Origin of the sequence: Actinomadura luteofluorescens (assembly GCF_013409365.1) — a bacterium.
GTDB lineage: Bacteria > Actinomycetota > Actinomycetes > Streptosporangiales > Streptosporangiaceae > Spirillospora > Spirillospora luteofluorescens.
In genome coordinates, this window is record NZ_JACCBA010000001.1 from 832,480 (window position 1) to 854,361 (window position 21,882).

Annotated in this window: 22 protein-coding genes, 1 pseudogene and 1 riboswitch; of the genes and pseudogenes, 13 read left to right on the top strand and 10 right to left on the bottom strand. The window is 69.9% G+C overall.

The features are described from left to right. Window positions 1–136 precede the first annotated feature (136 nt). Window positions 137–772 (bottom strand): TetR/AcrR family transcriptional regulator, encoded by a 636-nt coding sequence (locus tag BJY14_RS03655; protein WP_179842296.1) that lies wholly within the window; start codon window positions 770–772, stop codon window positions 137–139. A 208-nt stretch (window positions 773–980) separates the two neighbouring features. On the opposite strand from BJY14_RS03655, the gene BJY14_RS03660 reads away from it, so the two are divergent. Both BJY14_RS03660 and BJY14_RS03665 read left to right on the top strand, forming a co-directional pair. Beyond that, window positions 981–2,810: a chloride channel protein gene (locus BJY14_RS03660; RefSeq protein ID WP_179842297.1), complete on the top strand. Its 1,830-nt coding sequence runs from the start codon at window positions 981–983 to the stop codon at window positions 2,808–2,810. Between the two features lie 91 nt (window positions 2,811–2,901). Continuing rightward, the gene (locus BJY14_RS03665) at window positions 2,902–3,201 is read left to right on the top strand and encodes a TrkA C-terminal domain-containing protein (RefSeq protein WP_246395786.1); all 300 of its coding nucleotides are present in this window, start codon (window positions 2,902–2,904) and stop codon (window positions 3,199–3,201) included. Window positions 3,202–3,259: 58 nt separating this feature from the next. On the opposite strand, the gene BJY14_RS03670 is transcribed toward BJY14_RS03665, so the two are convergent. Together BJY14_RS03670 and BJY14_RS03675 are read right to left on the bottom strand one after the other, a co-directional pair. After that, complete coding sequence (locus BJY14_RS03670) at window positions 3,260–4,132, bottom strand: alpha/beta fold hydrolase (protein ID WP_312878953.1); 873 nt, start codon at window positions 4,130–4,132, stop codon at window positions 3,260–3,262. 111 nt (window positions 4,133–4,243) lie between these two features. Continuing rightward, window positions 4,244–4,696: a GbsR/MarR family transcriptional regulator gene (locus BJY14_RS03675; protein WP_179842298.1), complete on the bottom strand. Its 453-nt coding sequence runs from the start codon at window positions 4,694–4,696 to the stop codon at window positions 4,244–4,246. An 87-nt stretch (window positions 4,697–4,783) separates the two neighbouring features. Between BJY14_RS03675 and BJY14_RS46340 the strand changes: the two genes are divergently transcribed. Both BJY14_RS46340 and BJY14_RS03685 read left to right on the top strand, forming a co-directional pair. Beyond that, window positions 4,784–5,683, top strand: a complete 900-nt coding sequence (locus BJY14_RS46340) for an ABC transporter ATP-binding protein (protein WP_179842299.1) — start codon at window positions 4,784–4,786, stop codon at window positions 5,681–5,683. 39 nt (window positions 5,684–5,722) lie between these two features. Further along, window positions 5,723–6,541, top strand: coding sequence for an efflux permease Rv1217c-related protein (locus BJY14_RS03685; protein WP_179842300.1), 819 nt, complete (start codon window positions 5,723–5,725; stop codon window positions 6,539–6,541). Between the two features lie 35 nt (window positions 6,542–6,576). Here BJY14_RS03685 and BJY14_RS03690 read toward each other — a convergent pair whose 3' ends face one another. After that, window positions 6,577–7,047 (bottom strand): CBS domain-containing protein, encoded by a 471-nt coding sequence (locus BJY14_RS03690; RefSeq protein WP_179842301.1) that lies wholly within the window; start codon window positions 7,045–7,047, stop codon window positions 6,577–6,579. 142 nt (window positions 7,048–7,189) lie between these two features. On the opposite strand from BJY14_RS03690, the gene BJY14_RS03695 reads away from it, so the two are divergent. Continuing rightward, complete coding sequence (locus BJY14_RS03695; RefSeq protein ID WP_179842302.1) at window positions 7,190–8,476, top strand: cation:proton antiporter; 1,287 nt, start codon at window positions 7,190–7,192, stop codon at window positions 8,474–8,476. A gap of 12 nt (window positions 8,477–8,488) precedes the next feature. Beyond that, window positions 8,489–9,766 carry an ArsB/NhaD family transporter gene (locus BJY14_RS03700; RefSeq protein ID WP_179842303.1) on the top strand — a complete coding sequence of 426 codons (1,278 nt, stop codon included), beginning with the start codon at window positions 8,489–8,491 and terminating at the stop codon, window positions 9,764–9,766. Window positions 9,767–9,863: 97 nt separating this feature from the next. Here the strand turns inward: BJY14_RS03700 and BJY14_RS03705 are convergent, their stop codons facing one another. Together BJY14_RS03705 and BJY14_RS44315 are read right to left on the bottom strand one after the other, a co-directional pair. Next, complete coding sequence (locus tag BJY14_RS03705; RefSeq protein ID WP_179842304.1) at window positions 9,864–10,037, bottom strand: hypothetical protein; 174 nt, start codon at window positions 10,035–10,037, stop codon at window positions 9,864–9,866. A gap of 849 nt (window positions 10,038–10,886) precedes the next feature. Further along, a complete protein-coding gene (locus tag BJY14_RS44315) occupies window positions 10,887–11,189 on the bottom strand; it encodes a hypothetical protein (RefSeq protein ID WP_218905062.1) in 303 nt (100 codons plus the stop codon). A 440-nt stretch (window positions 11,190–11,629) separates the two neighbouring features. On the opposite strand from BJY14_RS44315, the gene BJY14_RS03710 reads away from it, so the two are divergent. The 7 genes and pseudogenes from BJY14_RS03710 to BJY14_RS46350 all read left to right on the top strand — a co-directional run bounded on the left by BJY14_RS03710 (window position 11,630) and on the right by BJY14_RS46350 (window position 15,935). Continuing rightward, window positions 11,630–12,826 (top strand): glycoside hydrolase family 25 protein, encoded by a 1,197-nt coding sequence (locus tag BJY14_RS03710; protein ID WP_179842305.1) that lies wholly within the window; start codon window positions 11,630–11,632, stop codon window positions 12,824–12,826. Window positions 12,827–13,027: 201 nt separating this feature from the next. Then, window positions 13,028–13,189: a hypothetical protein gene (locus BJY14_RS03715; protein WP_179842306.1), complete on the top strand. Its 162-nt coding sequence runs from the start codon at window positions 13,028–13,030 to the stop codon at window positions 13,187–13,189. Continuing rightward, window positions 13,186–13,902: a CHAP domain-containing protein gene (locus BJY14_RS03720; RefSeq protein ID WP_179842307.1), complete on the top strand. Its 717-nt coding sequence runs from the start codon at window positions 13,186–13,188 to the stop codon at window positions 13,900–13,902. The genes BJY14_RS03715 and BJY14_RS03720 overlap by 4 nt, the downstream gene beginning before the upstream one ends. A gap of 145 nt (window positions 13,903–14,047) precedes the next feature. Then, window positions 14,048–14,239, top strand: a complete 192-nt coding sequence (locus BJY14_RS03725; protein ID WP_179842308.1) for a hypothetical protein — start codon at window positions 14,048–14,050, stop codon at window positions 14,237–14,239. A 276-nt stretch (window positions 14,240–14,515) separates the two neighbouring features. Beyond that, window positions 14,516–14,636, top strand: a riboswitch (cobalamin riboswitch). A gap of 94 nt (window positions 14,637–14,730) precedes the next feature. Beyond that, window positions 14,731–14,853: a hypothetical protein gene (locus BJY14_RS47095; protein ID WP_312878955.1), complete on the top strand. Its 123-nt coding sequence runs from the start codon at window positions 14,731–14,733 to the stop codon at window positions 14,851–14,853. A 349-nt stretch (window positions 14,854–15,202) separates the two neighbouring features. Then, window positions 15,203–15,430, top strand: a pseudogene (locus BJY14_RS46345) (iron chelate uptake ABC transporter family permease subunit); the annotation flags it as partial. Window position 15,431: 1 nt separating this feature from the next. After that, window positions 15,432–15,935 (top strand): FecCD family ABC transporter permease, encoded by a 504-nt coding sequence (locus BJY14_RS46350; protein WP_312878956.1) that lies wholly within the window; start codon window positions 15,432–15,434, stop codon window positions 15,933–15,935. A gap of 411 nt (window positions 15,936–16,346) precedes the next feature. On the opposite strand, the gene BJY14_RS03740 is transcribed toward BJY14_RS46350, so the two are convergent. The 4 genes from BJY14_RS03740 to BJY14_RS03755 form a co-directional block, all read right to left on the bottom strand. Then, window positions 16,347–17,165 (bottom strand): class I SAM-dependent methyltransferase, encoded by an 819-nt coding sequence (locus tag BJY14_RS03740; RefSeq protein ID WP_179842309.1) that lies wholly within the window; start codon window positions 17,163–17,165, stop codon window positions 16,347–16,349. A 295-nt stretch (window positions 17,166–17,460) separates the two neighbouring features. Beyond that, window positions 17,461–18,903, bottom strand: coding sequence for a sulfite exporter TauE/SafE family protein (locus tag BJY14_RS03745; protein ID WP_218905065.1), 1,443 nt, complete (start codon window positions 18,901–18,903; stop codon window positions 17,461–17,463). A 137-nt stretch (window positions 18,904–19,040) separates the two neighbouring features. After that, window positions 19,041–20,342: a tetratricopeptide repeat protein gene (locus tag BJY14_RS03750; protein ID WP_179842310.1), complete on the bottom strand. Its 1,302-nt coding sequence runs from the start codon at window positions 20,340–20,342 to the stop codon at window positions 19,041–19,043. A 55-nt stretch (window positions 20,343–20,397) separates the two neighbouring features. Then, complete coding sequence (locus BJY14_RS03755) at window positions 20,398–21,822, bottom strand: DUF4331 domain-containing protein (RefSeq protein ID WP_179842311.1); 1,425 nt, start codon at window positions 21,820–21,822, stop codon at window positions 20,398–20,400. Window positions 21,823–21,882: the final 60 nt, after the last annotated feature.

Sequence of the window (21,882 nt, forward strand, 5' to 3'; positions counted from 1 at the left end):
GGGCGCCCGCGCCCGATCTTCACGGCCTCCGTCATGGCGGCTGCAAGGATCTTCCCCGATAGGGTGTGAGCCGGTGCTCGGCAAGAAAGCCGGACCGCATGAATCGCCCTCTCTCCACCTCTCGGCGAACTGTGCGTCACAGCCGGTCCGGTTTCTCGCGAGGATGCCTTGTTTCATCGGTGAGGCTGGCCTCCGACATGCCACTGGCCGGGCCGTCGGCGGAGCCGTTCGCCGCTCCCGGATCAAGCATCCGCTCCATCATCAGTCCGTCCACGAGCGCGGCCAGTAGCGACGCGGTGCCATCGCGGCGCTGCGGAGTCCATTGCGGATGCATGTCCGCCAGCCGTATGGCGAGTTTCTCATGCCCTTCCCGGAGCCACCCGTAACGCTGTGCCGCCATGCTCGGGTCCCGCAGGGCCCGCACGAGAACCTCACGTGCGAGCCGCAGGGCACGCGCATCTGCGAACCTCGTCGCCACGACCTGTGGCGCGTTCGTGGCCGCATTCGTCGCGTCCGACACCTCCAAGACGCCCTTGAGCAGCGGCTCCGTCACCAGCACATGGGCATTCGCCGCAACGGCGGTGTGGAAGCCGGGCAGGCCCCCGAAGTAGTGATGCAGAAGCCCCGGCTTGATACCGCCGCGTTCCGCCACCGCCCGGGCCGTGACCGCCGGCCATCCTCCCTCCGCGAGAAGGTCCACCCCGATCCGCAGGAGTTGCTCGCGGCGTCGCCGCCCACGATGAGTCTCGGTTCGGCGGCCCTCGTTGGTCATGCGGCCCTAGAGTACTGAAACATTTGCACTGTGCAAGGCTTCATTTGCGCTGCTCAGGCAACCCGGCGAGCAGCTCCCGCATATTTCTGGGCTGCCTGACGGCCGGATATCCGAAGGCGCAGGCCTGGACGGCCCCGGGTCGAAGCAGGGGCCAAAGCGTTGCATACTGCAATAGTCGGCTCGACAGGTATCGCAAGGGGGTTCGCAGGTGGGCAGCACCTCGGAAGGCGGCCGCATACCGGTCGAGTCGAGCGCTCGCGGCCTGGTGGCCAGGGTTCGCGAGACCCAGGGGGGTCTGGTCGCGCTGGCGCTGCTGGTCGGCTGCGGGGCCGGAGTGGGCGCCGTGGTCTTCCGTGAGCTCATCACGCTGTTCACCCATCTGTTCACCGGGCACGGTGACTACTCCGCGGCAGGACGCGCGGCCAATCCGGATCTGCCATGGCTGGGGCCGTTCTTCGTGCTGGTGGTGCCGGTGGTCGCTGGGCTGGTGTACGGGCCGCTGGTGCACCGGTTCGCCCCCGAAGCGCGCGGCCACGGCGTCCCGGAGGTGATGCTGGCCGTCTCGCAGCGTGGCGGACGCATCGGGGCGCAGGTCGCGGTGGTGAAGTCGCTGGCCTCGGCGCTGACCATCGGTTCCGGCGGCTCGGTCGGACGCGAAGGCCCCATCGTGCAGATCGGCGCGGCGCTCGGCTCCACACTCGGACGCATCGCCCGGGTGACCGAAAGCCGGCTGCGGATCCTGGTCGCGTGCGGTGCGGCCGGCGGAATCGCCGCCACCTTCAACGCGCCGCTGGCCGGGGTGTTCTTCGCGATGGAACTCATCCTGCGCGACTACACCGTCGAGTCCTTCGGCGTGGTGGTGCTGGCGAGCGTGACGGCCAGCGTGATCGGCCGGGCCGTGTTCGGATCTGCGTCGTTCATGTCACCGCCGGACTTCCACGTCGCACACCCAGTCGAGTACCTCCTGTTCGCCGTGCTGGGACTGCTGGGCGCCCTGGTCGGGGTGGGGTTCACGCGCTTCCTTTACGGAATGGAGGACCTGTGCGACCGGGTGTGGCGCGGGCCCGAGTGGCTCCGTCCCGCCGCCGGCGGCCTGCTGCTGGGCGGGCTGCTGCTGGCCGTGCCGCAGATGTACGGCGTCGGATACCCGGTCCTGCAGAACGCCGTGAACGGCAGGTACGTGATCGGGTTCCTCCTCCTGCTGCTCGCGGCCAAGGTCGTCGCTACCAGCCTGACCATCGGAATCGGCGGCTCGGGCGGGGTTTTCGCGCCGAGCCTGTTCATGGGCGCGATGCTCGGCGGCGCCTTCGGCGCGGCAGCCCACCAACTCGGGCCCTCGATCACCACCTCCCCCGGCGCCTACGGGCTCGTCGGCATGGGGGCCGTGTTCGCCGGCGCCGCCCGCGCCCCGATCACCGCCGTGGTGATCCTCTTCGAACTGACCGGCGAGTACTCCATCATCCTGCCGATGATGACCGCGATCGTGGTGGCAGCCCTGGCCAGCCGCGGGCTGACGGACAGCACCATCTACAGCCTCAAGCTCCGTCGCCGCGGCATCGACTTGGACAAGCCGCCCCCCGACCCGCGTCTGACCCGCCGCATCGCCGACGTGATGGAGCCCGTCCCCGGCCCGCTCCAGGCTGCGCTCTCCCTGGAGGACGCCTCGCGGCTGCTCGCCCTCTCCGAGCACGGCGCACTGCCGGTGCTCGACGACCAGGGCGCCTACCAGGGGGTCGTCACCGCGCGCGCGGCCGCCGAGGCCCTGGCCGACACCGAGCAGACCGGCGCCGCCCACCACCCGCCGACCGCCGGCGCGCTGGCGCAGATGCCCACGCCCCTCACCACCGAAATGCCGCTGGCCGACGCGCTCCACATCCTGACCACCACCGACGGCACCGGGCTGCCGGTCCTGGACGATGAGCGCACCGTTCTCACCGGCTGGGTCACCCACCAAGCCGTCCTCCGCGCTCTCCACGCCGCCTCCCGCGTACGGCGGCCGTCCGCAGGGCGGAACCATCTCGTCTCCACGACTACCTGAGCGACGCCTGGTTCGTCCGCGCCTTTGGCCAGAAGCAGGCCCTTCTCACATGTCGAGGGGCGGCGATGGAGGCTCGGCGGCGCCCGCCTTCATGTCCTTCTCACCGGCCATCATCGTGACGAGCACCCGCGCCGACATCGGCGGCATGCTCGACTACATCGAAGTCGACGAGGACTTCGCGCTGGTCAAGACTCACCCGCACCGCGACCTCGTCGGTGTCCCGCCGGGTGAGACCCGCCTGCGCTCCAAACACGGCGTGACCGTGCTGTGCGTGAAGTCGGTCGGCGAGCACTTCACCTACGCGACCGCTGACACCGTCCTGCAGTACGGCGACGTCATCCTCGTCGCCGGGCCCATCGCCAAGGCCGAACGGTTCGCCGGGCGACTCTGAGAAACCCGCTGGGCCCCCCACCCGCTCCGCACGATCGACTGGGGGCCAAGCCGACGAGTCAGCTGGGCAGGAAGGCGGTGATGGCGGCAGTGACGGCGGGGTAGTCGTCCCCGAGCCAGATCATGTGGCTGGGCGCGGTACTGGGGATCAGGCGGGCGTCGGGGATGGCGCCGGCCAGGGACTGGGCGTGGGCGTAAGCGACCGCCCCGTCGTCCCGGGAGGCGATCACGAGGGTGGGCTGGCGCAGCCTGGCGGCATGCGCGGCCAGGGCGTCGAGATGGTGCGGTGCGGTCATGGTGCGGATGTCGTTGGCGAATCCGGCGCCTGAACGCATCCGACCGAACAGGTCCAGCAACACGGCACGCTGCGCGGTGGTGAGAGCGGCGACCAGTTCAGTGATCGGACGGCGGGTCAGGTCGGGCAGCAGCAGTCTCAGGCCCAGGCCGGGAGCGTGGCGCATCAATGAGTGAACCAGCGCCCAGGTGACCGGTTCGGCCCGGGGGTGAAAGATGATGCTCGCGCCCACCCGGGTGCGGCGGTCGGGCCAGGGCAGCAGCCCGACCGCGCTTTCCAGGATGAGGCGTTCGACCAGGTCGGGGCGGCAGGCCGCCAGCGTGACCGCGGTGGGGCCGCCTGCCGATTGTCCGACGACAGCGGTCAGGGAGTCGATGCCGAGCCTGCGGCACAGGTCGCCGATCACAGCGGCGAACTGATCGGGTGCGGCGCCGGTGGCCAGAGGGGTGCGCCCGTAGCCTGGGCGGGAGACGGCCAACACGGTGCAGCCGGCGTCCGCGAACGTCTCCTCGCCCAACGGCAGCCCAGCGCGCATGTGCCCGCCGTGCAGCATCAGCACCACACGCGGGCCGCGCTCCTCCAGCCGGTACTCCACCGGCCCCGACGGAAGGTCGATCACCGTCGTCGCTCGTTCCACAGGCCGCTCCCGCTCGTTGGTCTGGGGCCGGTCGTCCGTGCCCTACGGCCTCGCAGGGCGGCGCCAGGAAATCAGCCACGCTGTAGTCGCAGCCCCGTCCTGGGGGAGCCGTCAGGTGCCGCGTTCCGCGCGCCACCGTTCGATCAAAGCGGGCATCTCGCGGAACATGAAGCCGTAGAAGTCACGCATCTCCTGCAGCCGCCGAGCCGCGTGACTGCCGTCCCCGGCGGCGGCGATGCCCCGGTCGGCGGCCTCGAACATCGCCTGGACCAAGCCGTTCTGGGACGACATCAGGGTGGCCCAGGCGCCCTCGCGCACCCGGTAGTGCTCGCGTCGGCTGCCCGGCGCCGGGACGCGTTCGATGAGTCCGACGGTGGACAGCATCTTGATCGCACCGGACACGGCGCCGGAGCTGATGCCCAGCCGCTCGGCCAGCTCGGGTGCGGTGATGCTGTCCTGGTCGGCGAACATGAATGCCGCCAGGACCCGCGCGGTCGCCTTCTGCAGACCGCCCTGGGCCAGCACCAGCGCCAGGTGCTCAGCCGCTTCCGTGGTGTCCGCCAACCTCGTCCCCTCTCTGATCTCTTGAGGTCGAATCCTAACAGCTTCGAGTTTTCAAAATTCTCTGAAAGTTCTGATAGCTTCTCCTTCGTGAACACGGCGATCGAGCTCACCGAGCTCACCAAGACCTACGGCAACCGCCGCGGCCTGCGCGGCCTCACCCTCCAGGTACAGGCCGGGGAGGTGTTCGGCTATCTGGGCCCCAACGGAGCCGGGAAGTCCACCACCATCCGGCTGCTGCTGGACCTGATCCGGCCCACCTTGGGCGCCGCCCGAGTGCTGGGCCTGGATCCGCGCGCCGACGCGGTCGAGCTGCACCGCCGCATCGGTTACCTGGCCGGCGACTTCGTCGTGGACGGCCGGCAGAAGGCCGGCGAGTGCCTGGCATTCCTGGGCAACCTGCGCGGCGGCGTCTCCCCTCATCGGATCGCGGCGCTGGCCGATCGGCTGGAGCTGGACCTGTCCGCCCGGATCAAGACCCTGTCCAAGGGCAACCGGCAGAAGGTCGGCCTGGTCCAGGCGTTCATGCACCAGCCCGAGCTCCTCGTCCTGGACGAGCCGACCTCCGGCCTGGACCCCCTGGTGCAGCAGACGTTCCTGGACATGGTGGCCGAGGCGCGAGCCGACGGGCAGACGGTGTTCATGTCCAGCCACATCATGAGCGAGGTCGAGGCGGTCGCCGACCGCGTCGCCATCATCCGCGACGGCGAGCTGGTCGCCCTGGACACCGTCGCCGAACTGCGCGCCCGCTCCTTCCTTACCGTGCGGATCACCTTTGCCACCCCGGTCCGAGCGGAGGACTTCGCCGACCTGCCCGGCGTCACCCAGGTGGCCGTCGACGGCTCCGCGCTCAGCTGCCGCGTCGACGGCTCCCCCGACGCACTGGTCAAGGCCGCCGCCCGGCACACCGTCACCGCCCTGCGCGCCGACACCCAAGACCTGGAAGAGCTCTTCCACGCCTACTACACCGGCGCCCCCAGCGCCGCCTGACCCATCCCCCCGCCACCGCGTCCCCGAAAGGGCGGCACCATGACCACCCCCGTCCCCGGCATTTCCGGCCTGGCCCGCGCCTTCAGCGGGTCGATCTTCACCAAGACCCTGTACGACAACCGCCGCGTCTTCACCGCCTGGGCCGCCGCCACCGGACTGCTGGCGATGATGTACGGCAGCTTCTACCCGCAGATCTCCGCCGACTCCGTGGCGAGCGTCCCCGAATCCATGCGGGGCTTCGGCCTCGACGACGTCTCCAGCGCCGCCGGCTATCTCCAGGGCGCCGTGTTCGGCCTCCTCCTCCCCCTCTTGGCCACCTTCTACGGTGCCGCCACCGGAGCCCGGACGGTCTCAGCCGACGAGGAGTCCGGCTACCTGGACCTCCTGCTGGCCCACCCCGTCGGCCGCGTCCGCCTGCTGCTGCACCGCTTCGCCGCCCTGGCCACCGGCGCCGCCGTCATCGCCGCCGTGGTCCTGGCCGCGATGGCGGCCATCCGCTCCAGTGCCGAGCTGGACGCCATCAGCCTCGGCCACTTCACCGCCCAGGCGATCAACCTGGCCCTGCTCTCCACCGTGTTCGGGGCACTCGCCACCGGTCTCGGCGCCGCCACACGCAAGAGCCGCCCCACCGTCTTCGGCATCACCGCCGGGGTCGGCGTCGCCGCCTACGCCCTCCACGGCTTCGCCCCGCAGATCGGCGCCACCTGGCTCCGCAATCTGACCCCGTACCAGTACTACATCGGCGGCGAACCACTGAAGAACGGCCTCGAGATCGCTGACACCGCGATCCTTGCCGCGGCCGCGGCCGTCCTCATCATCGCTGGAGCCTGGCGGTTCACACGTCGTGACCTCGGCTGATCCTGGTCCGGCCAAGGGCGTCCGGCAGCGGGCTTCTAGACCGCGGTCGCTCCGGGCAGGAGCCGGTCGAGGAGCTGCGCGACGGTGATGACACCGATCATCGGGGCGTCGGTGCGGTCGGGTGCGCCGCTGACCGCGACGACGGGGCTGCGACTGGCCGCCATGACGCTGGCGATCTCCATGGCGGTGGCGTTGGCGTCGACGGCGGGCAGCGCCGTCCGCTCCTCCGCGAGGAGGTCGGCGACGGTCTTCCCAGCGAGCTTGGCGCACAGTCGGTCGGCGTGTTGCTCGTCGTAGACGCGGGCCAGGGCGGGGTCGTCGCGGACGTGCGGCGGGATGATGTACCGCAGTAGCTGTGATCCCGGGATCACAGCTATGGGGCGGCGGTCGGAGTCGACGACGATGAGGCCCGCGAGCCGGTGCTCGGCCACCAGCCGGGCCGCGTCCAACGCGGAGCTGTCCGGTGCGACGGTCGGGTACTGGACGGCGAGGTCTCGTGCGCGCATCGCCCCAACGTAACCGACGGCACAGATGCGAGGGGCCCACGCAGGGGTCGAGCGGAGAGCGCGCTAGATCCGTTAGGGTCGTGGCCGGTGAGCCGGGAAGTCTGGTCGGCACTTCGTCCGCCATTCCCGAAAGAGCTCCGGTATGACCAACCTTCTGCTCGCCTTCTCCGCCATGCTGCTGCTGGCGGTCCTGGTGTCCAGCCTCGCGCACCGCACCGTGCTGTCGACGGCGGCGCTGTTCCTGGTTGGAGGGTTCCTCCTCGGTGACGGCGTCACCGGAGTGATCACTCTGCGGCCCGGTGACACGCTGGTGTCCGAGCTGGCGGAGCTGGCGCTGTTCGCGGTCCTGTTCACCGACGGCATGCACGCGGGCTGGCAGGACCTGCGCAGTGCCTGGCGGTTGCCCGGACGCGCGCTGGGCTGGGGCCTGCCGCTGACCCTGCTGGTCACCGCCGTGCTCGCGCACTACGTCGTCGGTCTGGGATGGGTGCAGTCGCTGCTGATCGCGGCCATCCTCACCCCCACCGACCCCGTGTTCGCCGCCGCGCTCGTCGGCAACGACAAGGTTCCGCCCCGGCTGCGGCACCTGCTCAACGTCGAGTCGGGCGTCAACGACGGGCTCGTCCTGCCGTTCGTGGTGCTGTTCCTGGCGATCGCCCAGGGCGAGGAGAACCTGCACCTGGGCGAGCTCGGCGCCGAACTGGCCGGCGGCCTGGCCATCGGCGTGGCGATCCCCTGGGCGGCGATCATGCTGGTCCGCACCCGGTGGTTCGCGATCTCGCCCAAGTACGAGCCGCTGAACGCCGTCGCGATCGGGCTGCTGGTGCTCGCCACCGCGCAGGCCACGCACGGCAACCTCTTCCTGGCGGCCTTCGCCGCCGGGGTCACCGTCGCGACCGTCGGGCACCGGCACCGGGAGGCGTTCGAGGAGTTCGGCGAACTGATCGCCGAACTCCTCAAGCTCGCCGCCCTGCTGGTCTTCGGTGCGCTTCTGTCCCCCGCGTTCCTCGGCGACGTCGGCTGGACGGGCTGGGCCTTCGCCGTCCTCGCACTGGTGGTCGCCCGGCCGGTGGCGATCTGGGTGTCGTTCCTGCGCTCCGGGCTGACCGCGCGCGAGCAGGCAGCGGTGATGTGGTTCGGCCCGAAGGGCTTCGCCTCGGTCGTCTACGGGCTGCTCGTCCTGGAATCCGGCATCCCGGCCGGCGAGAAGATCTTCCACCTGGTCGGCGTCACCATCACCCTGTCGATCCTCGCGCACTCCTCCACCGACATCGTCGTCGCCCGCGGCTTCGACGACGAACACGAAGTACCGGCCTGGTTCGAGCGCACCCGCACCCGCATCCGGCGTTCCGGAGCCGCCGGCAAGGCGCAGGACGACACCTCCCCGCCATCGCGATCCGAAGATCATTCCCGCGACCGTCCGCAATGACCAGGAGCTTTCTTGGCAATCGCCGCCATCGTCATCTTCGTCGTCGCCTACGTCCTGATCGCATCAGAGAAGATCCACCGCACCGCCGTCGCCCTGGGCGGCGCGGGGCTGATGCTGCTGTTCCACATCACCGATGCGCAGAAGGCGTTCTTCTCCACCGAGTCGGGCGTCGACTGGAACGTCATCTTCCTGCTGCTGGGCATGATGGTGATCGTCTCGGTGCTGCGGCAGACCGGGGTGTTCGAGTTCGTGGCGATCTGGGCCGCCAAACGCGCCCGCGGCAAGCCCTACCGGCTGATGGTGATGCTCACCGTCATCACCGCGCTCGCCTCGGCACTGCTGGACAACGTCACCACCGTGCTCCTGATCGCCCCGGTCACGTTCCTGGTCTGCGAACGACTCGCCCTGCAGGTCGTCCCGTACCTGATCGCCGAGGTGATGGCCTCCAACATCGGCGGTGCCGCCACCCTGGTCGGCGACCCGCCCAACATCATCATCGCCAGCCGCGGTGACCTGTCGTTCAACGACTTCCTGGTCAACCTGGCCCCGCTCATCGTCGGGCTGATGGTGGTCTTCTGCCTGCTGTGCCGCTGGCTGTTCCGCAGCGCGTTCGTCTACGACGAAGACCGCGCCGCCGAAGTCATGGCCCTTCAGGAGAAAGAGGCCATCACCGACCGGCGGCTGCTCTGGCAGAGCCTCACCGTGCTCGGGCTGGTGATCGTCGCGTTCGTGCTGCACCCGGTACTGCACTACGAACCGTCCGTGGTGGCGTTGCTCGGCGCCGGACTGCTGGTGGCCGCCACCAAGGTCACCACCGAGCAGGCCCTGGAAGAAGTCGAGTGGCTGACGCTCGTCTTCTTCGCGGGCCTGTTCGTCATGGTCGGCGGCCTGGTCGAGACCGGCGTCATCGGCGACATCTCCCGCGCCGCCGCCGACGCCACCGACGGGCGCCTCGGATTCGCGACCATGCTCCTGCTGTGGGCCTCGGCCATCCTGTCGGCCATCGTGGACAACATCCCCTACGTCGCCACCATGAGCCCGATCGTCTCCGACCTCGTCCAGCAGCAACCCGCCGGAGACGGCACCGTCCTGTGGTGGGCCCTCGCCCTCGGCGCCGACCTCGGCGGCAATGCCACCGCCATCGGCGCCAGCGCCAACGTCGTCGTCCTCGGCATCGCCGCCCGCAACGGCACCCCGATCAGCTTCTGGCAGTTCACCAAGTACGGCCTGATCGTCACCATCGTCACCGTGGCGTTGTCGGTGCCGTACCTCTGGCTCCGCTACCTGTGAGGATCGGCGATCCACTGTCCGGCGGGCCGGCTTCGCAGGAGGACATATCGGCCTGCGCGGGTGACCGCGGGCCCCGGCCGAACTCGCGGCCGGGCAGTCAGGCGCCGGCGGGCTGGACGGTCGCGTCCTCGGCGGCGCCGGCGGTCCGCCCGGTGTCCACGCCGAGCACCGCGACGACCAGCACCGCGAGCAGCAGCGGAACCGCCCCGAGCAGCGCGGTCGTGTTGATCGACGGCACCGTCGCGCCCGCCACCAGCACGATCGTGACCACGACGCCGCCCGATTCTGCCGACGCCCGCCGACAGCCCCGACTCGCGCGAGCGGATCCGCGTCGGGTAGATCTCCGAGCTGCAGGCGGCCAGGACAGCCGCGATCGTCGCGGTGCCCACGTGACGGGTCGGTCGGCGTGCGAGGCCGGCAAGCCTCGTCCTTCCCGGCCGAACGCTTCTTGCGGCGTTAGTGGCGTGCCGGTGTGCGTCCGATCAAGCGTGCTCTGCCGTCGCCCGCGCCGGCCAGCACGCAACCCTCCGCCCGGAAAGCCACGAGAGTCTGGTTCACCGGCTCGGTGCCGGTGAGCACCATGGGCGCCAGTGCTCGGAGCTTCCCTGAGCGGCTCCGACGAACCGGCGTCCCTGTGAGTTCACGGAGGCGGGCATCAACGCCAGAGCCAAGCTGATCAAAGGCAGATGCACACCGAGCAGGCTTCCACCTCCTGCGTCACCGCATCCTTCTCGAATGCGCCTCATCCTCCCGGCGCCGGCCATACCTCGGAGCCTTCTCAGGCCCGGAAACAATCCCGGGAATTCCACGTCGGCTCCCCGGCCTGAGGTCGCAGGCTCCTTGCGACAGGCACATCGCATCTGCGTCCAGCTCGCCCGAGGCTAGAGACTCCCCTACGAACTCCCGGCCGCGAGGACTTCCACCACGTTCAATTATATTATATTTCGCCTATAAACACCTATATGCCTGGATTGACCTGATTCTGCCTCACCAGACTCCTCGGCTACACCTCCAGGTTCAACGCGCCGACTTCACTCCCTTCGAAACCTGCTACGACATATTCATATTTTACCGTTACATTGTTATTACTTGCGAAATCGATCTACTATCCGCCTTATTGCTATTTTGCCGCGGCGGCGACTGCAAGAATCGTTGCAAGGATTACGAGGAATACCCAGTTACGGTGCTTGCAAGCGAAGCGGGAACCCATGACGAGAGACCGGAACGCGATCTTGAGGGGGGCGCGCCCCCGGCATCTGTCCGGTTCCGACTCCGACGCGAAGGATGCGGCGTACGGGCCGCAGACCATCCGCCGTTCCCAGCAGCCCGCCGCCGCGAACATGCCCGCGTCCAGGGCGGCCTGCAACACCGGGGTGCATGCGGAAAAGCGGACCGGTTGCTGGAGCGGGAAGCCATCGATCATCGCGATCTCGCCTGCACACGATCCAAATCCTCATCACCTGGTCCGGCATCTCGCCCCAGGTTGGCGGTCACTATGCCGAGACCTGGCTGGGCGACGGGCTCGTAGACGTCCTCGGCGCGAACGGTTATTCCCACGTTGGTAGCGACCCCAGCCTATGGGGGCCGGCCGTAAGGTTCGCCCCGTTCAAAGGGCACCCCCATGGGCGGCCCCGGAAACCGGTTACGGCAGAACCGGCACGCGAGGGGTGGCCTGGCCGAAGGCCCAGGTCTCCTACCTGACATCGGCGGCGGACCGCGGACGGCATGCGAGGTGCGCTTCCGCTTGCCGGTTCGCCCCCGCCGGGCGCATCTCGATGCCGACACCTGGAGACGGCCCACACGGATCGGGTCGATCAAGAGCACGTCGCGGACCTGCTGCGGCAGTAGGACCGAGTTCGATTCATGATCGCGCGGCTGACCTGGCCCCTCGAAGCCGAACTCGTCTTATCTCAGGGTGACCTCGACCACCAGAAGGGGGACGTTTTGCTTTACGGAATCGACGTGGCCAGTTATCAGGGCAATCCCAACTGGGCCGCGGTACACCGCTCGGGGATCCGCTTCGGGTTTTCCAAGGTCACCGAGAACACCGACTACACCAACCCCACCTGGGGACACAATCGGTCAGGAATGCTGGCCCTCGGGGCGGGGTTCGTGCCGGGGGCTTATCACTTCCTGCACGGAGGGAACGGCGCCGCGCAGGCCCGCTACTTCCTGGCCAAGGCTGGAGAGCTCTCCCGGTTCGCCGTCGCGCTCGACGTCGAGGCGTCCGGCGCGAACGTTTCCACGGCCAGGGAGTGGGTGGCCGAGTTCAAGGACCGCACCGGCGGCCAGCCCGTCATCGGCTACTTCCCGCGCTGGTACTGGGAGGCCCATGGCCGTCCCGACCTCGGGTTCTTCGACACGATCTGGCAGTCGCGGTACGTCTCCGGCTCCGGCACACCGGCCGCTCTCTACAGGAAGGTTTCCTCCTCGTGGTGGGTGCAGTTCGGCGGAGAGCCCATCTCGATCCTGCAGTACTCGTCCAGCGGCGCGGTACCGGGCGTGCCGGGCCGCTGTGATGTCAACGCCTTCCGCGGCTCACTCGCAGAACTGAAGGTGCTGGCCCTCAGCGATTTCCAGGAGGTCGAAGTGCCCATCCGCAGTAGTTACGGCAAATCCAGGCCCCAGAACCTCGAATGGGGGCGGTTCACCCGCCTCAACTGGGACATCACCCACGCCGACCCGGCCAAGGCTCATTCCGTGCCCGACAAGGACCATCCCGACGGCTATCCCGGCTACGTGGCCCCCGCCTCGACCTGGGCGGACATCGACACCGTCGTCCGCATCGAGGGCCTCAGCGAGGGCGACGAGTACCAACTGCAGTTCGAGGTCCACGACTGGACGGACGGAAAGTCCGCCGGGTCGTGGACCGAAGTCCGCGCCGACGCCAAGGCGACCGGCGGCGACCAGTTCGCGACCGCCGCGATGCCCAAGGGGCTCCGCAAGGGCCAGCACGTGTACGTCTCGGTCGCGGCCTTCCCCGCCAGCGGCAATCCCGGCGACCGGCCCGCGCCCCGGGCGACGGTCGGACGGTGGACCATCGCCCAGGACCGTCGCTGAGTCCCTGCGTCCGTCACCCGCCTGGCGGAATCACCTGAAGCCGGCCGGCACCTTCTGGATGCATTCGTCGCCCGGATGATACGGGCGTGGACACGAGAGGCGACAGGCCAGCGCGATCAACGCTGGCCCCCTTTCCAGAGCTAGCAGATATCAGGCGCCTCGACAGGCGCGCAATGGTCGCTGTTCAGGTGAAGGAGTGCGATGGCTGAAGCCGACCACATGAACGAAGTGGACGTAGACCCCGGCGTGCACCGAGCAACCGAAACCGACGAGGAGCAGGTCCTGCGCGGGCTGTACGGCGAGCCCGACGCCGCCGGGATCTTCCGTGGAGAGGACGGGACAGGGAGGGAGGGTTCAGTATGAGCGCCGCGAGGATGATCGTAGCGGCGCGCGAGTCGCTGGGGATGTCGGGACGCCCGAACCCGATCACGCGAGAGTACGCGTCCCGGAACGGAGAAGAGTTCCTGCGCGCGTCCTGGTGCGACATGGCCATCACCTACTGGGCCCGGCACTCCGGCAACGCCTCGGCGGTGCTTCCGGGCGGAGACCGCGCCTACACCGTCTGGCATGTCGACGACTTCAAGAAGATCGGCCGCTGGCACGCCGGCACCGCCTCCGCGGTCGACCGGGCCAGGCCCGGCGACATCGTGTTCTTCGACTGGGGCGGAAGCAACCGCGGCGGGTCGGTCGACCATGTCGGCGTCGTGGAGAAGGTCCTGGGCGACGGACGGCTCCAGACGATCGAGGCCAACACCGGCGACGCGGTGAAGCGCCGCGTCCGCGCGGCCGGCGTCATCGCCGGCTATGGACGGCCCACGTACGGAACCGGCTGGATGGAGGACTCGGTGAAGGACCTGCCCACGATCTCCAAGGGCGCGAAGGGCTCGAACGAGGCGGTGCAGACCGCGCGCGGCCTGCTGCTCGCCCGCAGCCATCCCGAGATCGGGACCAGCATGGACCGCGACTTCGACGTCACCATGGACAAGGCCGTCCGCGCCGTCCAGAAGTGGGCGAAGGTCGAGAGCGACGGGATCATCGGCCCCGTCACCTGGAGCGTCCTGCTCCGAGTCCACTGATCCGCAAGAGCCCCGACCGGAGCGGATCACCGCGCGGGCTCTTCACACCGCGTGCGCCGTGTCGCGGCGCACGCGGCGGCGGCAGGCGTCGCCAGTTCGAGGACGAGGGCGGCAGGGCCGTCCGTGTGGCCTGAGGAGGGTCGCGATGCATATCGGAAGCTACGCGAAGGCGATCGTCGCGGGTGTGGTCGCCGGGGCCGCGGCCCTTGGGACCGCGCTCGCCGACGATGTCGTCTCGACAGGCGAGTGGGTCGGCGTCGGTCTCGCGCTGTTCGGCGTGCTGGTGGTCACGGCCGTGGTGCCCAACGCGCGGGTATCGGACGAGCGGTGGCGATAGCCCCACTGGCAGCACCGCCGCGAAGGCGGTTCCCAGACTCGCGCCGACGAGGGTGCCGGCACCTGATGCTCTGTGTAACCATCCGTGGAGCACGCGCGGTTGAAGCGCCCAGCCTGTGTGTCAGGCGACGAGATGACGCGGTGGCCAGGAGCCCCAGGCCAAGCCCGCAACGCGGTTTCAGGGAGTCGGGGCTGCAGGCGTGCGCCCAGCCACCCGCCGGCCAGTCCGCCGAGACCGCAGGCAATACGGAGAGACCAGTCGGGCACGATGTCGCCAAAGCCGGTGCCGACCCGGCGCGGTCCCGCCACTGTGATCGGCGAGCGGATCCCGAACGACACCACTGCCTGTGAAGGCGGGTGGGAAGGCCGGGACGAGCGTTGACCGGAGAGCCAGGAGACTCACGCGGTCGCCTCCTCAAGACAACTGGGTCGGAGCTCCCCGGAGAGGAGGAGCTGCATGCCCATGGTTCATCGCTCCCGGCACCGTGCCGAGTGACCGTGTGCCGGGAGTGCTGCTGCGGACGTCCCGAGGTGACCGGCGTCGACCATGACGACCAGCCGGCGCGGCTGTGCGAGGCCGGCGCGGTGCGGGTGTCGCGATGCCTGAACGTGTGAGCGCGCGCCAACGTCATCGTCGTGCAGCCCTCGGCCGCCGGGCGAGCCGCTGGAGCGCGCCCCGTCCGGCTGGGGATGGTGAACGACCCGACGACCACCGCCGCCGACTCCAAATCCCCTACGCGCGCCCTGCTCGGGGCGCTGGTGCTGGCGGCGGCGACAGCGGGCATCGCGGCCGGGTCGGTGCGGCTGCCACCCGACCAGATCTGGGGCATCCTCCTGCACCGGCTCCACCCCGCCCTGGTCGCCCCGCCCTGGACGCCGGTCCGCGAGACGATCGTGCTGGACGTCCGGCTCCCCCGGGTCCGGCTGTGCCGGGGTGGTCGGTGCGGGCCTGTCGGTGTGCGGTATGGCGTTGCAGGCGCTGGTGCGCAACCCGCTCGCCGACCCGATGCTGCTCGGGGTGTCGTCGGGCGCCACGGTCGCGGCGGTCTTGGTCGTGGTGCTGCACGTGGCCTGGTTCGGCATGTTCTCGCTGCCGCTGGCCGCCTTCGGAGGCGCCCTGCTCGCGCTGGTCCTGGTGTATTTCCTAGCCCGCTCGGGCGGACGTATGACGACCGTGCGGCTGGTGCTGGCGGGTGTCGCGACGGCCGAGGTGCTGTCGGCGGTCGCCGGCTACCTGGTCATCGCCTCCGACGACCCGCGCGGCGGGCTGGCCGGTACCACCTGCCGTCCCGTGGATCCCGGCGACCGCCTCACTGGCCGGCACCGCGGTCCTGCTCGGCCTGTCCCGCCCGCTCGACCTTCTGCTGGCCGGGGAGGAGGCCGACGCCTCCCTCGGCCTGGACGTGCACCGCTTCCGCGCGGCCGTGTTCGTGCTGGTCGCCCTGATGATCGGCACGGTCGTCGCGGTCAGCGGCTCCATCGGCCCGATCATGCCCCACTTCGTCCGCCTCCTGGTCGGCGCCGACCACCGGCGGGCCCTGCCCGCCGTGGCGCTGCTCGGCAGGGCCTTGCTCATCATCGCCGACCTGGACGCCCGGACCCTCACCAGCCCCGGGGAAATTCCAGTCGGGAGCCTCACCGCCCTGGTCGGCGGCCCGTTCTTCCTGTACCTGATGCACAGGAAGGCCGCCCCATGAGCGCCTTCGAGCCCGTCGAACCTGGACCCCTCAGCGCTGCGGATCTCCGGGCGGGCCTGCATCACCGGCCGGCGCCCAGTCACGAGGGCTTGGATGCCGACAGGCAGAGTGGCGACGATGTCGGGAAGGCAGCAACAGGCCGTTCTCTCCAGTCAACTGCAGTCCCTGTGTCCGAGCACGGTCCACCAGCATCGCGATCAGCTGCTCCTCCGAAACCGCACGCTACGGCGCCCGGACCGACTCCTCCGCGGATTCGTCCTCAACAATGCTGTCGATCACCTGACGTCTCCTTGATCATCGGATTCGCCGTTAACCCGACGCTCCCCGAACGGGGATGCCCTCTCCGCTTGGTCGCCCAACACGCCTGATGACCATGGAAAACGTGAACACGATCGGCCCAGACAGTTCACGTCAAGGCGCGCGGAGGCGATTCGCCCAAGGAGTGGGAGCTTGTAGGGCTCGCCGGTCCGAGCCGGATGAACGTCCATCAACCCAGTTTCTGGTATCAATTGGGGGAACCTCATTGTGAGCATCGTTGATAACGCTCTCGGCGTGCGGTGTCCTATTCGCCTCCATCACATTCCCTGGAAAATGTGGTGCTGGTTGCCGGCCGCGCAGGGCGACGAACCAGCGGTCCGCCTCCTCCCATCTCTCGGTGACGGCCGCATCGCACGAGGCGGCCAGCGCGTCGGCGCCATCGGTGGACACATGAGCCCAGGGAAACCAATCACCGATCGCCCGGGCTGAACGCAGCCGCAGCGACTCGGTTCGCGAGCTCGTGCCGGGCGGGTCGACTTCCGTCAACACCTGGCCGCCTGGTCCCAGCAGTCTCAGGACGCGGCGCAGCAGTGCTGCGGGGTCGGGGTCGCCGCCGATGCCGATGTTGCCGTCGGCGAGCAGGATCGTCCGCCATCGCCCGGCGCCTGGCACGCGGCCGAACACGTCTCGACACAGGGTCGGGGCGCCGGCCGCGATGGCCAGTGCGACCGCGCGCGGTGCCGCGTCGATGCCGAGTACTGGAGTGCCGCGGTGGGCCAGCGCCGCCGTCAGCCGTCCCGGGCCAGACCCGACGTCCAAGGTGGCGCCCTGGCAGTGGTCCAGCAGCCCGGTGTCGCCGGGGCGCGACGCCAGCCAATCCTGCACCGGCAGGGGTCGGCGGCGGCCGTCGAGGTGTTCGATCTCCACCCGTGCGCTGTCATACAGCTCCTCCTCGAACAGTTCGCCGATCATGCCCGGACGGTCCCCTCGGCGACTCGGGTTCCAAGAGTGCGGCCCCCCGCGGCGGACCGGTCGCCGAGAGTCGGCTTCGCATCAGGTACGGCGAAGGTCTCGGTGTCGGTCTGTGGCTCGGTGCAGGGTGCGCGGTCGAAACCAGTCAGCTCCTCCGCCGCTGCGGGGCATTCGCGACAGTGCCCACACGGCGGGGCTTCGGCCTGGCTGAGGCACGGGACGATCACATCGATCACCACTCGCCATCACCCTCCGCATCGACTTGAACTCTGATAGGGGTCATGGGGGTGTCGGACTACACCGAGCCGTTGAAGCTGCGCATCGTCAACCCGAGGCCGACCACGATGACCAGCGCGGCGGTTGCGAAGGGAACGAGGCGGCTCAAGCGCTTTGCCTTGCGGGTGAGAGCGGTCTGGCCCAGCCTGCTTTGCAGGTGAATGAGGGTGAGGCCCGCTGCGGTGAGGGTGGCGGCCATGCCGATTCCGTAGGCGAGGACGAGACCGGCTCCGAAGACCGTCCGACCGAGCGCGATCGCGCCCAGTAGGACCACCAGCGCGGACGGGCTGGGTACCAGGCCGCCGGAGAGTCCCAACCCGATCAGTCCGGCTTTGCCGAAGCGCCCGTGGCCATGCCCGTGGGCTTGGCCATGCCCGTGGCCGTGCCCGTGGCCGTGCCCGTGGCCGTGGGGGTGGCGGTTGTGGCGTGCGCGCCAGGCTGAGCGGAGGAGACCGACCCCGATGGCGGCGACCAGGAGGCCGCTGGCGATGCCGAGGTAGGCGAGCATGGTTTCTCCGGCCAGGGCTGCCGAGGTCGAGAGCAGCAGGCCCAGGATCAGGACGCCGCCGGTGTGGGTGAGGGTGACGGTGGCGCCGAGGATGATGGCGTCGCGGGCCCTGCCCCGGCGTCCGGCGATGTAGGCGGCCATGACCGTCTTGCCGTGGCCGGGGAGCGCGGCGTGTCCGGCGCCGATGACGGCGGCGAGAGCAACGGCGAGCAGGGCGACGCTCAGGGACAGGTGCCGGGCTCCCACCAGGGAGTTGAAGTAGGTGGTGAGGTGTCCGAGGGTTCGGGTGAAGGGCCCGGCTGTGGGCAGCCCGGGTAGTCGTGCGAAGGACGAGCCGGTGCCGGGTCGGACGTCGAGGGTTGCCGATCGGACATCCAGTGGCGAGGTGAGCAGGTCGCTGGGGTAGTGGCGCAGTTGGTCGCTGATGCTGCTCGCGGGGACGGGCGAGCGGTCGATCCGCACCCCCTTGCCGGTGGCGGTGATCTCGTGCCAGCCGATCCGGTCGTTGCGGAAGGTGTCGCTGAAGTGGATCCGTGTGGCCGCCGTTATGGTGGCGGGCGCCGAGAGCGTGCAGGTCAGGCGACTGGTGGGCAGTCCTGCCGAGCCGGGGACGCGGGTGTAGGAGGTGGCCGTCGGCCGCCAGGCGACCGTCCTGTTTCCTACGGTCAGCGGCTTGGCTCGGGCGGCGGCTGCGCACTGCCGCTCGGCGTAGCGGGCCGCCTCAGGTGCGCTGACCGTCCCGTCCCGGTCGGTGTCGACCGCGCCGCGCTCCTGGAGGGTGGGGATTTCCGCGGAGTCGACGATCGCGGTGTCCTCGATGCGGTCGGTCTCCAGCCGCAGCCCGTCGTAGTGGTTGACGGTGAAGTTGCCCAGCGGATGGTGGGGCAACAAGGTGCCGGCGTTGGCGGGGAGGGGAGGTCCCCAACAGATCACCGCGATCAGGGCGAAGATCAACGCCGGAGCGGCCGATAGTCCGGCGCGGCCTGGCGCGGTTCGTGCTGCGGCCCGTGCGGCCGGGCGGCACGTCCGGCCGCACGGCCGAGACGTCGGCTGGGGGTGTCCGTTCAGGGCGGTGCCTGGGTCGGCTCGGGTCATGATGCTCTGCCGATCGCGGGGAATCTCAGGTCGAGGTGCGGATTGATGCGCCGGGCCGTCGCGCGGTCCCGGCGGGCTGCGTTGTGGTCGCCGAGGGCTGCGTGGATCTCGGCCCGGTGGCTGTAGAACAGTGCGTTGCGCCAGCCAAGGCGGGTCGCCTGCTCGGCGTGTCGCAGTGCCCGCCGGTCGCGGCCGCTGAGGTGCAGCGCCCAGGCGAGGGCGTCGGCCACGACGACGCTCCGGCGGCGCGCCCACTCCGCGCGGGCGTGCCGCAGCGCCCCGGCCGCGTCGCCTGCGCTGGCGGCGTACTCGGACGCGCTCAGATCGTCCACGACGCCGTTGCCGGCCATCAGCCCGCGTTGGGCGAGCAGCAGCCGATGCTGTTCGGCGGCCTCGCCGGTGCGACCGGCCGCGCGGAGCAACTCGATGTACTCGGCGATGTACTGCGGCTGCGGGACGCGGCCCACCACGTCACGGTAGCCGTTGATCGCTCCCGCGAGGTCTCCGCGCAGGGCCTGGGTCTTGGCTATGCCCTGCGCGGCGGGGACGTAGGTGGGATCGGCGCTGCGGGCCGCCTGGTACTGGCGGACGGCCTCCTCCAGGTCGCCGGAGTGCAGGGCGAGTTCACCCAGGTAGTAGCGGCAGTACGCGACGTCCGACGGGGTGTAGGCGTCCTCGGCCGCCTGCGTCAGCACCCGGCGGGCGCCCGCGTCGTCGCCGTGCGTCTCAAGTTCGTAGGAAGCGCGGGTGAACGCCGCGACGCCGGGGCCCAGATCGTTCATGCGGGCCACGGCGGCGGTCGCGGCCGGGTAGTCGCCGAGCTGGGTGTAGGCGTCGGTGAGCACGCCGTACAGTTCGGGGCTGGCCGGGTCGATCCGCTCGGCCCGCCGGCCCCAGCGGACGGCGTCGGTGAACTCGTGGCGGGCGTTGGCCAGCGCGGCCATGGCGATCATCGCTCGGTGGTTGCCGGCCGCGTTCAGCGCCAGGGACCGGCGTAGCGCGCCTTCGGCCCTGGCGTAGTACGCCGGGTCGACGGTGATCCTGGCCTGCTGCACGTAGGCCGCGCCCAGCGCCGCCCATGTCGCGTAGTCGCCGGGTGTGCCCCGGAGCGTCCGCTGGTAGCGCGCGATGGCGCCCGCCGCCGCGTCCGCCGGCCGCGCGGATGCGGCGGGGCCGGGATCGCGGCGCGCGGGCGCTGGCCCGCGCACGACGCCCACGACCGCGATCGAGGCGACGGCCAGCGCCGTGGCCGGGAGCAGCAGGAAGGCCGCATGTCTGAGCTTTGATGTGGACAGCACGTTTCCCTCTCGGATGAGGGGTGCAGGAGGCGGCGGCCTCCTGCACCCCGTCTGCTCAGCCGGCCTGGTTGACCGCGGCGGTTTGCGGCAGCGCCACGTACGGGAACGTCCCGCCGAACGGCGTGTCGTTGCGATTGACGCGGTCGCCGTCGGCCAGGGCCGGGACGAGCCGCCCGGTCTGGGCCGCGCCCTCCAGGGCCTGGAGTTCGATGTCGACGACGTCGTCGGTCAGCCGCCGCCCGTTCGGGAAGCCCTGCAGGTCACCGGCCAGAACGCCGAGCCGGTTCGGGTCGCGGGTGACCGGGACGGCCATGTTCAGCCGCAGCATCTCGGCGGGTGTGAACCGCGCACCGCGGGCGTCCTTGTTGAGCAGTTGGGAGTTGAGGTCGGCCTGGAGCGGCCCGCCGGTCTTCTTGGCCAGGCCGGTCAGGAAGATCTCGAACAGGTCCCGGCGCGGGGTCGGCGGCGCCTTGACGCCGTAGATCTTCTCCACCAGGACGGGGACCTCAGGTTCCAGGACCCGCTTCACCAGCGGCTTGACCGTGTGGTCCTTGTCCGGGGCGAGACGGTTGAAGGCGTCCTTCAGCCCGGCTGACGAGACGACCTCGTTGACCAGCGGGTTGCCCAGTCGCGAGACCTGGTGGTAGCCGCCCGCGCGGTGGTGACCGAGCCTCGCCGGCGCGCCGCGGCGGTCGGTGGTCGACCAGATCCCGACGACCGGGTTGCGGCCCGGGTCACCCTTGAGCGCGAGGTCCTTCTTGGGGACTTGGAGCGCGATGGTGTTGACGTTGTAGCCGCGCAGGGTGTCGTTGCCCCGTTCCTTGAGGTTCCCGCCGTAGAGCAGGTCGAAGACCCGCAGGTCGAGGAAGAAGGAGTCGTCGGCCTGCCCGGCGTAGGTACGGGCACCGCCCGCGAGCTGCCGCGTCGCCTGCCGGCGCAGCGTCCCGTAGTCGGGCATTGACGCCGCGCCCGTCCGCGAGGGCGCGGCGAGAGCGTCGCGGACCAGCGTGCGAGTGCCCTTACGAGTGATCCGCTGCAGCGTGTAGTGCTGGCGGAACAGCAGATTGGGGTCGTCGAGCGACGTCACTGGTCCGTTGTTGTACAGGAACGTCTTGTTGCCGCGCCGGTCCTCGTTCCGGAACGTCCAGCGGTAGACGATGTCGGGTTTGGCGTCGCCGTCATTGTCGATCTTGATGTTGTAGCGCGCCCCGGTGGCGAACGGATAGAAGTTCGGTCCGCCGTTCGGTTCCTGGAACGGAATCCAGTTGGCCACCAGCGACACCGTGTCGGGCCTGTCAGGACTGGTGAAGGCGTACAGGTCGGTGTTGTCGGCCTGTGGGTCACCCGCGATCAGCGGCGCCTCGCGGTGGCTGGACGCGCTGGATGGCGCCGGCCGCAGCGCGACGGCGGCGACCAGCCCTCCAGCCGCGATCACTCCCGCCCCGGCAGCGGCGGCCACCGGCTTACTTACTTTTATCACGATAGTTGAATTCCTCTCGATACCACCCTAAAACGGACTTGGATGTCGTCGCCCGGGTGT